Below are 14,167 nucleotides of genomic sequence, written 5' to 3' on the forward strand. Positions count from 1 at the left end.
CAATCATAAAGGGGAGCTTGCTTACGCCTTCAAGCGAAGTCTGCTCCTTTTTTTATTTGCGGCGCCACACTGTAACATACATAAATGAACCAATGGATACAGATCATGTTATATTTAATGAGAAGCACACCGCAGGAGGGAGTACAGAGATATGAATAGAGAAACGATACTTATGGTAGATGATGAGAAGGAAATATTAAGCCTAATGGAGATTTATTTTAAAAATGAAGGATTTACGATGCTGAAGGCATCCAATGGGCTTGAAGCGCTGGAGAAGCTTAATACGCATAAGGTGGATCTTATTATACTTGATGTGATGATGCCTGTTATGGACGGGCTTGAAGCATGCATGAAAATTCGCGAGCAAAACCATATTCCGATTATTATGCTGTCCGCCAAATCTCAGGATATTGATAAAATATCGGGACTTAGCCTTGGTGCGGACGAATATGTCACGAAGCCATTCAGCCCGCTGGTACTGCTCGCCAGCGTCAAATCGCATATCCGCAGAGCGAAGCAATTTCATTCGAAAGCGAGTCATAATGACAATGAGATCATCATTGATGATCTCATTATAAATACAGCTACGCATACGGTAACCGTTGATCGGCAGGAAATTAAACTAACGCCTCGTGAATTTTCTATTCTTACCCTGCTGGCAGTCAATCGTGGTATCGTCCTCAGTATGGACAAAATATATGAGAGCGCTTGGAACGAGCCTTTTATGGAATCCAAAAACACCGTTATGGTTCACATCCGTAAAATTAGAGAGAAAATTGAGAAGGACGCCCAAAATCCGAGATTTATCAAAACCGTTTGGGGAATAGGCTATAAAATGGATGCGCTATAGGCATCGTGTGAACCTCGTCTTCCACCTGCCTATTTAGATGCAAACCTCGCAAATGAAGGTGCTGAAATGATGAAGAAAAAGAACAAATTCAACTTAAAGGCAGCTGCAGCAAGTTTAGGAGCAGCGGTGCTGTTTGCTGTGATTGGCTGGATGCTGCTGTGGTTTATGTTAGATATAAAGCCATACGACAAGACAATTATATGGGCAATTGAGAACATCGGATCAACGCCAATCGCAGCTGCTGCGGGTTTATTGATTTTTGTAATATGCTACAGGAAGCTTGACCAGCGTGGAGCGAGTGATAATCAGAAGGGCTATAAGTTTTTCCGTACCATTCGCTTATCCTTTATCATTGCTTTCTTACAAAGCTTAGGTCTTATGTTATGCTGCGTCATTGCAGGACATTTGCTTGCCTATTTTCTTATACAATACACATCGTATAATCGTACATTAATTTGGATCGTAAACAATATTGGTTCTGCCCCTGTCATTGCTATTTTTGGATGTCTGCTTTTTCTAGCGTTATTTTTCTGGACAAGCAGGAACATGATTAACTATTTGAAGGAAATCCGATTTGGCCTGCAGCAGCTGGGTGCTGGGGAGCTTGATTATGTTATTCCTGTCAAAGCGTCGGATGAGCTTGGAGAAATAGCAAGCAGCATAAATGGATTAGGCCAGCAATTCAATCAGCTGCTGCAGGATGAGCGAAATGCCGAGAAATCAAAAAATGATTTAATTACCGGTGTATCTCATGATCTGCGTACACCGCTTACGTCCATTTTAGGTTTCCTTGAACTGATCGATCAGGATCGGTATCAGGATGAGGTAGAGCTCCGATATTTCGTTAACATCGCCTATGAGAAATCGAAGCATCTGAAACGATTAATCGATGATCTGTTTGAATACACAAAGCTAAACAACGGCATGCCGCTGGAGCTTGATGAACTAGACATTGTCGGCTTCGCACTTCAGCTTACGGAGGAGTTCGTTCCAAGCCTAGAGAAGGCCAAGATGACCTGCAATATTCAAACAAAGGAAAACACATTGTTCATTATGGCGGACGGGAATATGCTGGCGCGCGCCTTCGATAATTTAATGACGAACGCCATTCAATATGGCAGCTCAGGCAAAATTATCGATTTGCAGATCGAGAATATAGAAGATCGAGCTGTCATTCGAGTTATTAATTACGGCGAGCAAATTCCGGCACAAGATGTTCCTTTTATTTTTGACCGCTTCTACCGTGTTGACCGATCACGATCTTCTGAATCGGGGTCTGGAGGAACGGGGCTTGGACTCGCGATTACCAAAAGTATTATCGAAGCGCAAAATGGACGAATATCGGTTAGCAGTTCCACTAAGGAAACGATATTCGAGATGAGCTTCCCGTTGGCGCATCTTGAAACTTAAGATTTCTTTAAGCATATGTTAAGCGGCTATAAACGCAGTCGATAAGATTTCTCCTCTACACTATCCATTAGTTGGGTAGTTGAGGGGGAAATCATAATGGATCAAAAGAAAAAAGCAGCGCTAGCAATCGTCATTGCTGTCGCTATGATGGTTGGATGGCTGCTGACAGGATGTTCAAATGAGAACAAGGTAAACAGCGTTCAATTGATAGTAAATGGTACAAAGCTAGAGGGCCAAGCACCTGCTATGATTCAAAACGACCGCTTGATGGTGTCGGCGCAATATTTGGAGCAAGCGTTTGACAAGCAGTTTGATTTATTCAGTATGTCTTCTAGTAAAAAGAGTGTTTATTATTCAGAGCAGGTCGCCGTTCTTATGTATCATGATATCGCAATAAAACCTCAGTCTGATGGCATTATTGCTGTGGAGCGATTTAAAAAACAAATGCAGCTTGTGAAGCAAAACGGCTTTCAAGTTATTACTATTGAACAATATATTAACTTCATGCAAGGAAAAGGCCATGTGCCGGACAATGCGCTGTTGATTACATTTGATGACGGCTATGAAAGCTTTTATAAGCTTGCTTATCCGATTCTGAAGGAATACGGTTATCCTGCTGTCAACTTTGTAATCGTCTCGACGATCGATGACCGTACGAAGCCGGGAACACCAAAGCTGACTTGGGATCAGATGAGGGAAATGCAGCAAGCGGGAATGAGCTTTATGAGCCACACCTTTGATATGCATCGTTATGGAGCAGTGAACGAACACGGTAATGAAGCGCCTGTCATGTCCAAGCTTAATTATGATAAACAAAAGAAAAAGTTGGAAACAAAGGCGGAGTACGTTGAACGGTTGAAAAAAGATTTGCTTAGGGCTGAGGAGCGGCTGAAGAGTGAACTCGGCAATAAGGTGAGTGCACTTGCGTTTCCATATGGTGCTCATAATGAAGCTGTTTTGGAGCTGACAAAAGCGGTAGGTATACCTATTACGTTTACGACGAAAGAAGGCATTAACTCTAAGTTGCATCACAATAGTTTCCGAATCAATGGGGCAAGAGCAGGTGAAACCGAAGAAGAGCTTTTCCGTAAGTTGAAGGGCGATCATTCTGCTAAGCTGTTTATTGATGAGAAAGAGGTTCCTGGCATCCATTTCTCCGAGAAATCCGGTACTGAGGTGCATATGATTGCGTTGCGAGACATTGCAAATTATTATGATTGGAAAATCAATTGGCGTCGTGAAACAAAGCAAGTGGAAATTCAAACAAAACAGTCGTAATGTCTGCTTGTAAAAGGCTTGAAAATTCGACAAAACTAGTGCTTTCCATACATTTACAACAAATAGAGTCTCCTGTACAATGAGTAGAGTTTGTGAATAACAATAACCTGCTTATTGATGTTCGATAACAAAGGAGACGAGTGGATGAAATCATTTTTTGCAAGACCAAGCAAGTTATTAATTCTTTTATTAGCTTTAACACTTATTTTCGTTGCCGGTTGTCAAGCGGTTTCCAATCTTGATTTTAATACGGCGCTCAAAAACTCGCTTAAAGTTACTTCAAGTGAAAGCAAGCAGTCGCTAGAATTTAAGCTCTTGCTAGATGAGGAAGCCTATGAAGGTGCTCCTGAAGAGGAACTTGCCATTATGAAGCTGGTTTCCAATATGAAGCTTCAACTGGATCATGTTAAAGCGCAGGACAGCTCAAATATCTCCATGGATGGAAGTCTCGTTTTTGGAGAAACGGCAAGCATTAAATTTTCATTGAAAATGTCTGACAAACTTGCTGTGATGGAGCTTGAGGGAGCAAAGCATCCTTTTGTGCTTGATCTGACGAGCGAGGGTTTGCTTGGTTTGACAGGGGTATCAGATTTGACGGTCTTGCCAGCGGGAGCAGCATCTACTGAAGCTCCGGCAGTTGATGAAGCGGCGCTAACTGCGCTTGGTCACCAGATGCTGGATACCATTGGCTCGTATGTTATACATAACCTGCCAAATCCAGAACGAATTGAAGTGAAGCCAGTAAATGAATCCATTAATGGTTCACCGACTTCATTGATGAAAGTGCATGTTGACCTCGATGGTCCTGAAATTTGGGCATGGGTGAAAAAATATGTTGATGCACTTGTTGCTGATCGTGTTGGTTTAGACAAGATGATAACAGGCGTGTTTGAGATTCTTCAGAGCAATCCAAATGTATGGGCAGCTGCAGGTACGATTAACCCATTTGAAGGCAGCGAATTAGATACTCAGGATCCTAAGGAAGCGATCAAGGAAGCAACGGACGCTATCGCTCTTCTCTTAACGGAGCTGCAGGGCGAGCTGAAGCTGCTTGAGGAAGAGCCTGATGAAACATTAGATGAAATTTTCAGCAAGGACCTAACCATCAAAGCAGATGTTTATTTCGATAATAAGCTAGATATGCGGAAGCAAGCCTATGAGCTTTCTTATGTTCCAACAGTGGACCTAGAATACGGTATTTTGCCGGTTAAAGGGCTGACAATCAAGGTTGAAAGCGAAACTTGGAATGTAAACGGCGATGTAAAGGCAGATGCGCCTGTAGCATCCAAGACGGATATTTCTGTAGATAAGCTTTTTGGCATGCAAGGTTATCAAGTATTGAAGCAATTTGATGAAAAATCATTTGCTTATGATTTATTGAAAAATAAATTGCATATCGGCAAGCAGAACATCACATGGTATCCTTCTGATTATTATAATCCTGTCATTTTGACTGCCGACAATATTACAATTATTCCTCTCCGCGATACGGTTGAGCAGTTGGGTGCTACCCTGACGTATGATGCAAAAACAAAAAGCTTAAAAGTTAATGACGGAGCTACAAATACGACCATTGTTCTAAAAAATGGCAGCGATACAGCCGTCGTTAACGGTAAAAATGTAAAATGGGCGTTCCCGGTAACCGTTATTAATGGTACGACTTATGTTCCAGCGCGTAATTTGGCTGCAGCATTAAAAGCAAAGATTGGCTGGGTCGACATGGGCGAAGACATGAGAATATTTACGCTGGATCGGGAAGTCTAAGCAACATAAGATCATGTTAAATACAACGATGTGCAGAGGTGCGAGATGAAAAAGTTAACGACAGATGAGGCTTTCCGCGAAGCAGTGGCAAGCGAAGGGCTCACGATTGCAGTATTTAAGACGACTTGGTGCAAGGATTGCCATTTTATCGATCCGTTTATGCCGGATTTAGAACGTCATTATGAGGGCAAGGTTACTTTCATCGAGCTGGATCGCGACGATCTACCTGATCTTTGCTCCGAACTGAACATACTGGGCATACCGAGCTTTATCGCTTTCCGTGAGAGCAAGGAGCTAGTTAGATTCGTTAGCAAGCTGCGCAAATCACGCGAGGAAATCGAGGAATTCGTCGATCGTTCCATCCAAGTCAGCGATGCGCTGGCTCATAAGTAATCGTTAGTCCGCGCCTTGTGAGAATTCGTTCTCTCAGCGCGGGCTTTCCTTTTTTTCAGTGCTTCTACTTGAAGTGTCACATTTTCAACATGGCTTTTGCCTTTTTTTATGGCTATAATTGAACTGTTATTAAAACATGAAATAAGGTGATTTTATTATGGTAACCGGGCGTTTTCGCGCGCTAGCTCTCGCTGCGTGCATCGGAATGCTTCTTGTACTGCTCGGCGGAGCATTAGTGACGAATACGGATTCTGGACGAGGCTGCGGTGATGACTGGCCTTTGTGTCATGGCAAATTTATTCCTGCTTATACAATTGAATCCATGATTGAATATTCACATCGGCTTGTGACAGGTTTTGAAGGTCTTCTTGTTCTCGCAACTGCCGTTGCAATGTTCCGTAAATTTAGACAAAACCGAAAAAGCTACAAAGAGCCACTTTTTTATGCTGGCGGTGCATTGTTATTCACAATCATCCAAGCGTTAATGGGGGCGGCCGCCGTCATGTGGCCTCAATCGCCACCTATTATGGCCATACATTTTGGTATTTCCTTAATCGCTTTTGCAGCAACACTGCTGTTAGTTATTTGGACGTTTAGAGCGAAAGACGGACCGCCAGTGGAGTTTAAAGTACCGCGCTCTATTTTCCCTCGCGTCCTGCTTACCGCTATCTTTTGTTACGTTGTTGTATATTTGGGAGCATTCATTCGGCATACGGAGTCTGGCGGCGGATGTCTAGGCTGGCCGCTTTGTAACGGTGAAGTAATTCCAGAGATTAGCGGAGCAACAGGAGCGGTATTTATCCACCGTGTGGCTGCTTTGCTGCTTGGTATCAGCCTTGCAGGATTGTTTCTCCATATTCGTAAGGTCAGCCATGGCGGAGCGGGATTAACGAAGCCTGCTGCGTGGACGCTCGGACTTGTCATTACTCAAATTTTCAGCGGCGCACTTTTGACAGCTACGATTACAAACTCAGAGTGGTTTCTGTTCACCAATTTATTGCACAATCTAATTGTAACCGGATTGTTTGGATTATTAATGGACATATTAATTCGTTCATGGCGCCTCAGAGAAGGGCGCAAAGGATAGTAAAAGCATTTGAAATGAAATGATCAAAGTCAGCTGTAAGCATGTAAATGTAGAAGGGACTGTTCGATGATGCTGCGTTTCCTGTTTGATGAACCCTTAAGAAAAGCGGAAGGAACCCTTGCAGAAACGTATCGTTTCATGGATCAGTTCATCTCCATTTTGTCCAAAAAAATGGCTGAGAACGGAGCTGACGTTCAAAAGCTGCGCAAATATGAGATTTGGACGCTTGGACTTCGTTCTTCATTGGACGAGCTAGAGCAAAGCCATTATGTCGCCCTTCATTTTCAACATAAAATTACTTCCTCATCTCTCAAACAAATGACAGATGAGGAACGTATCCATTATAATCGTTATATCTACTTTGATAAAAACGCTTTTATCCGTGTATTTTCTTTGCTGGATAAGCTTGGTACGTTCCTTAATGAGCTGCTCGATATGAGAACGGAGCAGATCAAGCCGCATTTTTCTTATTTCACCGTTTTGCGCAACATGCGGGAGAAGAAAGCTCATCCAGGGCTTACTTGGAAGCTGAATGATGTGAAGGAGAAATACAAGGAATCAACAACAAGGATGCGCAAGCGCAGAAATACCGAGATTCATTTTATGAACTCGGAGATGCAGGATGATCTTATTCAAAGCAGCCGTATGTACGGTGAAGAGATCAAGCTGGAAAATGTAGCAGAGCAATCCGCTGATTTGACGCAGGGTCTATATTTAGCGATGGAATCGCTGCTGCTCACGTATCAATACGCATGCGGATTGATGCGAAACAAGCAACCATAATCCCGAGGGGGGAAAACTCGTGGGACTCAAAGGGAAAACAGCATTAGTAACAGGCAGCGCTAAGGGACTCGGCAAACGAACGGCGCTCCAGCTTGCTGAGCAAGGCTGCAATGTTGTCATTAACTACTACGAGAGCGAGCTTGAAGCACAGCAGGTAAAGGCACAGATCGAGCAGCTTGGTGTAAAGGCAATTACCGTGCAAGCTGATATTGCTACGACTGAGGGCGTTGAGCGGCTTGCTGACGAGGCTGAGCGCTCGTTTGGCGGCGTAGATATACTGGTCAACAACGCAGGCCCATTTGTCCGCAAGCGGCGTCTATTCAGCGAATATGATGAAGAGACTATTATTAGACTGCTCCATGGCAATTTGTTAGGCGTTATGCTGCTGGATCATCGCCTGCTGCCTGGCATGCGTGAGCGCAAATGGGGACGCATCGTTCACTTTGGCTTCGGACATGCAGGAGAAGCGCGGGCTTGGCCGCATCGAGCGGTATATGCCGCAGCGAAGACAGGACTTGTCTCGTTTACGAAGTCGTTAGCAGTCGAAGAAGCACCGCATGGCATTACCGTTAATTTAATTGGGCCTGGAGATATTCGGGGCGTCAACAAGGAACGATCTATTGCTGAGGTTGAGGAAGACTACGATAAAGAATCGCCGATCGGACGTCCGGGTACTGGCGAGGATGTAGCGCGCGTGGTGCTGTTTCTATGTGACCGGCAATCGAATTTCTTAACGGGCAATGTAATTGATGTCACAGGCGGCTTTGATCCAATTGTCGCCAATATTAAAGGGATGTTCTGATCTTATAGGAATTAAAAAAAAGAGTCTTATCGTTAAGCTTCGGAGCTAGCTCCTATGCTGTCGATAAGACTCTTCATCATTTGTCATGCCTAGAGCAATCATGATTCGTTCTTATATTTTTAGAATACTTGAACGACTTCGATTACACCTTCAACTTCTTCGAGAAGTGCGCGTTCGATACCCGCTTTAAGCGTGATCGTCGAGCTTGGGCAGCTTCCGCATGCACCCATTAGGCGAAGCTTGATGATGCCGCCTTCAACATCGACTAGTTCAACATCGCCGCCGTCGCGCTGCAAAAACGGACGAAGCTTATCGAGTACGTCCAATACTTCATCGTACATCGTGTCTTGTACTTGTTCACTCATTGCAATCATCTCCTTTCTCCCCTATTATAGTACAAAGTGAAGCAATTGAAAATGGATAGTAACTTAGTAAAGTTAGGTGAAGCATCATGTTTAAAACAATGATTGAGTTTTGTGCCAGTAATATGCACCACGGCACTGATCGTATAATGCAATTATTTGAGCAAAATGATGAATACGAAGTAACCGAATATGGCTGCTTAGGCAACTGCGGCGAATGTTATTTAAACCCATTTGCGTTAGTTGAGGGTGCAATCGTATCCGCAGACTCGGTAGACGAGCTGTACGACAATATTTTGAAAGCCATTGAGCAGCAAAAGGCAGATCAAGATGAGCTGGATAAGCTGCTCGATGATTTGTAATACCATGTACTAGCCAAGGTGACGTTTAGATCTCCAAAGCACTCCACTCTTAACAAGGCGCGGCACACGGCCCATAATCGCGGTTCCGCCCATCAAGCCGAAGCCGCTTTTTTTGCCAAGTGAACCGAGAACGCCTTTTAGCTTGATTTTGCCAAGACGAGGTGTCTTATCATGCCAGATAGCCTGCAGGACCTCGGCAATTTGCTTGCCTTGGGCACCTGCGGCTTGACCGCTTGGCGACAGCGGCAGTGCCGCGCAGTCACCAACGATAAATACATCGGTATGATCCGGCAATTGATGGTATTCATTAATGATAAGTCTGCCTTGATTATCCTTCGGCAATTCCATTCGCTGCACAAGCGGTACAGGCTGGATGCCTGCTGTCCATACCGTTACGTCTGTATAAATAGGCGTTGAAGAATTACCATCATGCAAAATGCCGCCTTCGACTTTTGTAAGTCCGACATGGCCGCGCATTTCAACATGATGCTCTCCGAACCATTCCGCTACAAAGGATTGCAGCTTGCTCGGGAAAGCCGAGAGCACCTTAGGCCCGCGATCCAAAATACGAATGTTAAGATCAGGACGACTCTCGCGCAGTTCCGCTGCAACCTCGACACCGCTTAGTCCGCCGCCTACAATGGACACTTGGCCATAAGGTTTAACGTCATTGAGCTGAGCGTAGGTTTGTCTAGCGGCTGAGAAGGTCTGAATGCTCGTAGAATACTGCTCAGCGCCTTCAATCCCATGATATTTATCCGTACATCCAAGGCCGATCACAAGCCATTCATATTCCATTGATTCTTGACCTTCGATATGAACAAGCTTCAGCTCCATATCCACATCGGTGACCTCGCCGTAAGCGAGTGAAATTCTCGGATCAACTGGAAATTTTACGCGAAGCTCCAGGTCTGAAACAGTTCCTGCAGCAAGCGCGTAATATTCCGTTTTTAAGCCTTGAAAAGGCATTCGGTCAATCAGTACGATGGAAACATCGATCGGCAACTGTTTTTCTAAGAGCTCGTTAGCTATGGCAAGACCGCCATAACCTCCGCCCAAAATAATAAGTTTTCTCATATGATTTCCAACTCCACGTTTCTAGATGATGGTCTATTTTGTGCGTTCGTGTTGTAGATTACTCACTCGTAAACTTTAATTTCATTGTAAAAAGTATCGCGTTCCACCGGAATTCGTCCTGCGCCTTTAATGAGCCAAATGAGATCTTCGCGCGTTATGCCTTCAGGAGTTAGGGCACCTGCAGCATGACTGATTTTTTCCTTCACAATCGTGCCATGCGCATCCGATGCTCCCATCGTTAATGCGACTTGTGTAAGCTGTACACCAATGTTAATAAAGTAAGCCTTAATATGCTGGAAGTTGTCGAGCATCAAACGGCTGATTGCAATCGTCTTAAGATCCTCGAATGCTGAATTACGTCTGCGAATGCCGGCTCTTGGATTAATCGGCTGCATGGAAAGCGGAATAAATACTTGGAAGCCGTTTGTTTCGTCTTGAAGATCACGAATATGCATCATGTGGCGGATGCGGTCTTCTTTCGTTTCAATTGAACCATATAGCATGGTTGTGTGCGTGCGCAGGCCTAGTTCATGGGCAGTCCGGTGAACCTGCAAATATTGGGTAACATCGGCTTTGTCTACACGCATTTTTTTGCGGTAATGATCTGATAATATTTCTGCGCCGCCGCCTGTTAGCGACTTCAGGCCGGCTTTCATGAGCTCCTCAAGCACCTCGCGGTAAGTCAAGCCGCTGATTCGGGAGAAAAAGTCGATCTCCGCAGCAGTATAAGCCTTAAGAGTTACGTCGGGATAACGCTCATTTAATGCTTTCAAAGAATCTACATAATATTGGAAAGGAACATTCGGATTATGACCGCCTACGATATGAAATTCCCGAACGCCAGGGTGGAAATGCTGTTCTACATATTCAATCATTTGCTCGCCGCTAAGCGTGTAGGAGCCTTCCTCGCCTTCATCCTTGCGGAAGTTGCAAAATGCACAATGGGCTTCACATACGTTCGTAAAGTAAAGACTCATGTTCTCAATAAAATAAACCTTCTTGCCATTTTTGCGCAGGGCAACTTCATTTGCGAGCTGTCCAATTGTAAGCAGATCGTCTGATTGATATAAGAAAACACCATCTTCAAGCGTTAAACGCTGCCCATGACGCACTTTTTCAATAATGTGCTGCATCTTTGTATCCTCTGTCGGTATTATAACGTTCATGGCTAAGCCTCCTGATTTAAGTAGTTTGTGAAAAAAATAACTTTCTTTTCCGATTAAAGAAGCTGTAACTATTATAAACCTCATACGTAGCAGGGGCAATAAGAAAAGTAATGGCATTTACACAAATTGTAAATTTCATTTGTGGGCATGCTTCTATTGAGCAACTGAACAAACTGGAGTATACTACAAATAAGTAAGTGAAAAGTAATCACCAATTAAAACGAATGATGGATAAACGGAGGGATGTAGCATGATCACAATCAGTGATACAGCATCTGACAAAATAAAAGAAATGCTTGCTGAAGAGGGCGGCCCTGAAATGTTTTTGCGCATTGGCGTAAAAGAAGGCGGCTGCAGTGGTTTCTCTTACGGCATGGGCTTTGACGATGAAGAGCATGAAGGCGATAAGGCTTTAGATATGGAAGGCCTTAAAGTGGTTGTAGATGGAGAAAGCGTCAAATACTTAACCGGTCTTGTTATCGATTTTAAGGAATCGGCAATGGGCGGCGGTTTTACGATCGAAAACCCGAATGCAAGTGCAACTTGCGGCTGCGGTTCATCGTTCCGCACAGCGAAGGATGCAGGAAAACCAGCTGCAGCAGGCGAGTGCTAATAACGAGCGGTGAATGTTATCTTCCGAAATGCGTATGAAATTCATATGCATTCCGGAAGTTTTTTTTGTTGTCGGTTTGGCTTTAAGTCTATAAATCGATCATCTTGGGGGATAACAGCGCATGAAATTTATTCGTGATTATAGACAGTTTATTGAGGTAGGTTGTACATCATGCAATAGAAAGCATACAGTTCAAACAGACAACTATACGATTTCCTCAGAAGGCTATGCGTTTCATTCACCGATCCAATGTGCTTGCGGCCACATGGCGAGTACGGCAATAAAGGACAAGAGAACATGGACAACCATGAAAACCGAAAAAAATGAAATGATGAAAAGAAATAAAGCGACGACGATTAAGCTAATGTTAGTCATTGGTTTTACGATCGTATTTTTTGCAGGCGAAATGTTCTATTTGCTGAACAAAAATGAAGCGGAGCAGAAGAGCGCTCAACACGATGCAGAGAAAGAGTCATCCAGCCTTATTGTTGTTCAAACGCAGGAGAACTTCTAATCATTATGGGATGAATGCAGGCATCAAAAAAATTTTCAAAACAGGTATAAGGAAGCAAAATGATGTGCATATTAGATTTGACGGTGTGAAGAGAGGTGTGGTTCCGTTGGACCTTTTGGTGCTAGGGCTACAGGAGGAACTTATTTAATCACTAAGCTTTTATGAAAGCGAGGGGTTGTGTCGCAGAGCATCTCTGAACACACACGCTAAGCGCAATCCATTAAAACGGAATGTGTACAAGCGGTGCCCAAGTAATCTTAACAATGTGAAGTGTTAGATGTGAAGACTCGTACGATCAAACACCGTCGAAGAAGGAGCCTGTAAAAGGGCTCCTTTTTTCTATGCCGAAATCTCGATGCATACTAAGGCAATGATGGTTTGGATGGCATTAATTCAGGGAATTCCCTGACATACAAAGCATTTGCTTAGCTTTATAATAAGGTTAGAGAATGCTTGTATTTCCTGAAGGAGGAATGAGGATGAAGACGATAGAAGCGGAAATCGCTGCATACATCGAGCGATTGAAGAGGGAGACAGGCAGCGATTTCGCTATACTCGGCTTGATCGATACGGGCAAACGTAAGCTGCGCTGGTCCAAGGCGTCAGGCAGCATAAGTGAGCGCACACCGCTTGTTGAGCAGAAGTCGTCTGCGGGTTTGTCCGGTACTGCGATACGCTCCGGCAGAACCGCAAGCACAAGCTCGGCAATGACTGATACGGTGCGGTTCAAGTTAGGAGAGCCGATTCTGCTGACAGAGCAGCTGCGCATTGCTGCAAGCGTACCCATTCAAACGCCTAAAGGCATCTGCGGCGTTCTGCTTATCGGTAGACGCTCGGAGAAGACCTATGTCGCCGAAGAGCTGGAGAAGGCTTCACATATTACAGTAGAGCTCTCATCAATGCTCGTTTGATGATGGCTTTTTTTGACTGTAAATACAATTCACTGCCTAATGTAAGCTATACTAGTATAGATAATAGAAATGATAGACTCATATCGACAGAGGTATCATTCCAGTGAGGGGAGAACAAGATGATTAAGCTGCTTATTTGTGATGATCATGCCATGGTCAGATCGGGTCTAGCAATGCTGCTGCACGGCAAGCATGATATCGAGGTAGTAGGGGAAGCCTCGGAAGGGGACGAAGCCATTCAGATGGCACAGCAATTAGTGCCGGATGTTGTATTGATGGATCTTAGTATGCCGCATGGCAAAGACGGGATGACAGCAACGACGGAGCTGAAGAAGCTGCTGCCTGAGACGGCGGTTCTTATTTTGACGATGCATGACGATGACGAATATTTGTTCCGTGCGATTCATATCGGAGCTTCAGGCTATATTTTGAAAAATGCGCCTCATGATGAGCTCATATCAGCGATCCAGTCGGTTGCGCAAGGAAATGCATATCTTTATCCTACGGCTACCAAGCGGTTGATGAGCGAATATCTCGTCAAGCTGAAGCAAGGCGGGGAAGACAACAGCCCTTACAACACGTTATCTGAGCGTGAAAAGGAGATTTTGGGCTGGATCGCCAAAGGGTATTCAAATAAGGAAATAGCGGAAAGTTTAATTATTAGCGTAAAGACAGTCGAGACTCACAAAAGCCATGTGATGGATAAGCTTGGGCTTAGAACAAGGCCGGAGCTCATTAAGTTTGCGCTAGAGAAGGGGCTGCTGCATTTTGATTAAGCATGGCGGTAACAACTTT

Annotated in this window: 16 protein-coding genes; 13 read left to right on the plus strand and 3 right to left on the minus strand. The window is 44.2% G+C overall.

Going from position 1 to position 14,167, the window contains the following annotated elements:
* Nucleotides 1–151: 151 nt before the first annotated feature.
* From AC1DM9_RS03100 to AC1DM9_RS03135, 8 genes are all read left to right on the plus strand, one after another.
* Nucleotides 152–850: a response regulator transcription factor gene (locus AC1DM9_RS03100; protein WP_339204471.1), complete on the plus strand. Its 699-nt coding sequence runs from the start codon at nt 152–154 to the stop codon at nt 848–850.
* A gap of 66 nt (nt 851–916) precedes the next feature.
* Entirely contained in the window at nt 917–2,260 is a 1,344-nt protein-coding gene (locus tag AC1DM9_RS03105) for a sensor histidine kinase (RefSeq protein ID WP_441876642.1), read from the plus strand.
* Nucleotides 2,261–2,356: 96 nt separating this feature from the next.
* Nucleotides 2,357–3,538: a polysaccharide deacetylase family protein gene (locus AC1DM9_RS03110; RefSeq protein ID WP_477578489.1), complete on the plus strand. Its 1,182-nt coding sequence runs from the start codon at nt 2,357–2,359 to the stop codon at nt 3,536–3,538.
* A 144-nt stretch (nt 3,539–3,682) separates the two neighbouring features.
* Nucleotides 3,683–5,302, plus strand: a complete 1,620-nt coding sequence (locus AC1DM9_RS03115; RefSeq protein ID WP_477509037.1) for a copper amine oxidase N-terminal domain-containing protein — start codon at nt 3,683–3,685, stop codon at nt 5,300–5,302.
* 45 nt (nt 5,303–5,347) lie between these two features.
* Nucleotides 5,348–5,695, plus strand: coding sequence for a thioredoxin family protein (locus AC1DM9_RS03120; protein WP_477509036.1), 348 nt, complete (start codon nt 5,348–5,350; stop codon nt 5,693–5,695).
* A 157-nt stretch (nt 5,696–5,852) separates the two neighbouring features.
* Nucleotides 5,853–6,782, plus strand: a complete 930-nt coding sequence (locus tag AC1DM9_RS03125; protein WP_477578492.1) for a COX15/CtaA family protein — start codon at nt 5,853–5,855, stop codon at nt 6,780–6,782.
* Nucleotides 6,783–6,848: 66 nt separating this feature from the next.
* Nucleotides 6,849–7,565, plus strand: a complete 717-nt coding sequence (locus tag AC1DM9_RS03130) for a Cthe_2314 family HEPN domain-containing protein (RefSeq protein ID WP_477578494.1) — start codon at nt 6,849–6,851, stop codon at nt 7,563–7,565.
* Between the two features lie 19 nt (nt 7,566–7,584).
* Complete coding sequence (locus tag AC1DM9_RS03135; protein WP_076267524.1) at nt 7,585–8,367, plus strand: SDR family oxidoreductase; 783 nt, start codon at nt 7,585–7,587, stop codon at nt 8,365–8,367.
* 119 nt (nt 8,368–8,486) lie between these two features.
* Here AC1DM9_RS03135 and AC1DM9_RS03140 read toward each other — a convergent pair whose 3' ends face one another.
* On the minus strand, nt 8,487–8,732 hold the full coding sequence (locus AC1DM9_RS03140; RefSeq protein WP_054026871.1) for a NifU family protein: 246 nt from the start codon (nt 8,730–8,732) through the stop codon (nt 8,487–8,489).
* 86 nt (nt 8,733–8,818) lie between these two features.
* On the opposite strand from AC1DM9_RS03140, the gene AC1DM9_RS03145 reads away from it, so the two are divergent.
* Nucleotides 8,819–9,091: a YuzB family protein gene (locus AC1DM9_RS03145; protein WP_477509034.1), complete on the plus strand. Its 273-nt coding sequence runs from the start codon at nt 8,819–8,821 to the stop codon at nt 9,089–9,091.
* Between the two features lie 9 nt (nt 9,092–9,100).
* Here AC1DM9_RS03145 and AC1DM9_RS03150 read toward each other — a convergent pair whose 3' ends face one another.
* Together AC1DM9_RS03150 and mqnE are read right to left on the minus strand one after the other, a co-directional pair.
* On the minus strand, nt 9,101–10,168 hold the full coding sequence (locus AC1DM9_RS03150; protein WP_076267526.1) for an NAD(P)/FAD-dependent oxidoreductase: 1,068 nt from the start codon (nt 10,166–10,168) through the stop codon (nt 9,101–9,103).
* Nucleotides 10,169–10,230: 62 nt separating this feature from the next.
* Nucleotides 10,231–11,334, minus strand: coding sequence for an aminofutalosine synthase MqnE (gene mqnE, locus AC1DM9_RS03155; RefSeq protein WP_076267527.1), 1,104 nt, complete (start codon nt 11,332–11,334; stop codon nt 10,231–10,233).
* A 250-nt stretch (nt 11,335–11,584) separates the two neighbouring features.
* On the opposite strand from mqnE, the gene erpA reads away from it, so the two are divergent.
* From erpA to AC1DM9_RS03175, 4 genes are all read left to right on the plus strand, one after another.
* Nucleotides 11,585–11,947, plus strand: a complete 363-nt coding sequence (gene erpA, locus AC1DM9_RS03160) for an iron-sulfur cluster insertion protein ErpA (RefSeq protein ID WP_339204459.1) — start codon at nt 11,585–11,587, stop codon at nt 11,945–11,947.
* 121 nt (nt 11,948–12,068) lie between these two features.
* A complete protein-coding gene (locus AC1DM9_RS03165) occupies nt 12,069–12,461 on the plus strand; it encodes a hypothetical protein (RefSeq protein WP_477509033.1) in 393 nt (130 codons plus the stop codon).
* 479 nt (nt 12,462–12,940) lie between these two features.
* On the plus strand, nt 12,941–13,372 hold the full coding sequence (locus AC1DM9_RS03170) for a GAF domain-containing protein (protein ID WP_076267530.1): 432 nt from the start codon (nt 12,941–12,943) through the stop codon (nt 13,370–13,372).
* A 119-nt stretch (nt 13,373–13,491) separates the two neighbouring features.
* On the plus strand, nt 13,492–14,148 hold the full coding sequence (locus AC1DM9_RS03175; protein WP_076267531.1) for a response regulator transcription factor: 657 nt from the start codon (nt 13,492–13,494) through the stop codon (nt 14,146–14,148).
* Nucleotides 14,149–14,167: the final 19 nt, after the last annotated feature.

The sequence above is a fragment of the Paenibacillus sp. 01T431 genome (genome assembly GCF_056398625.1).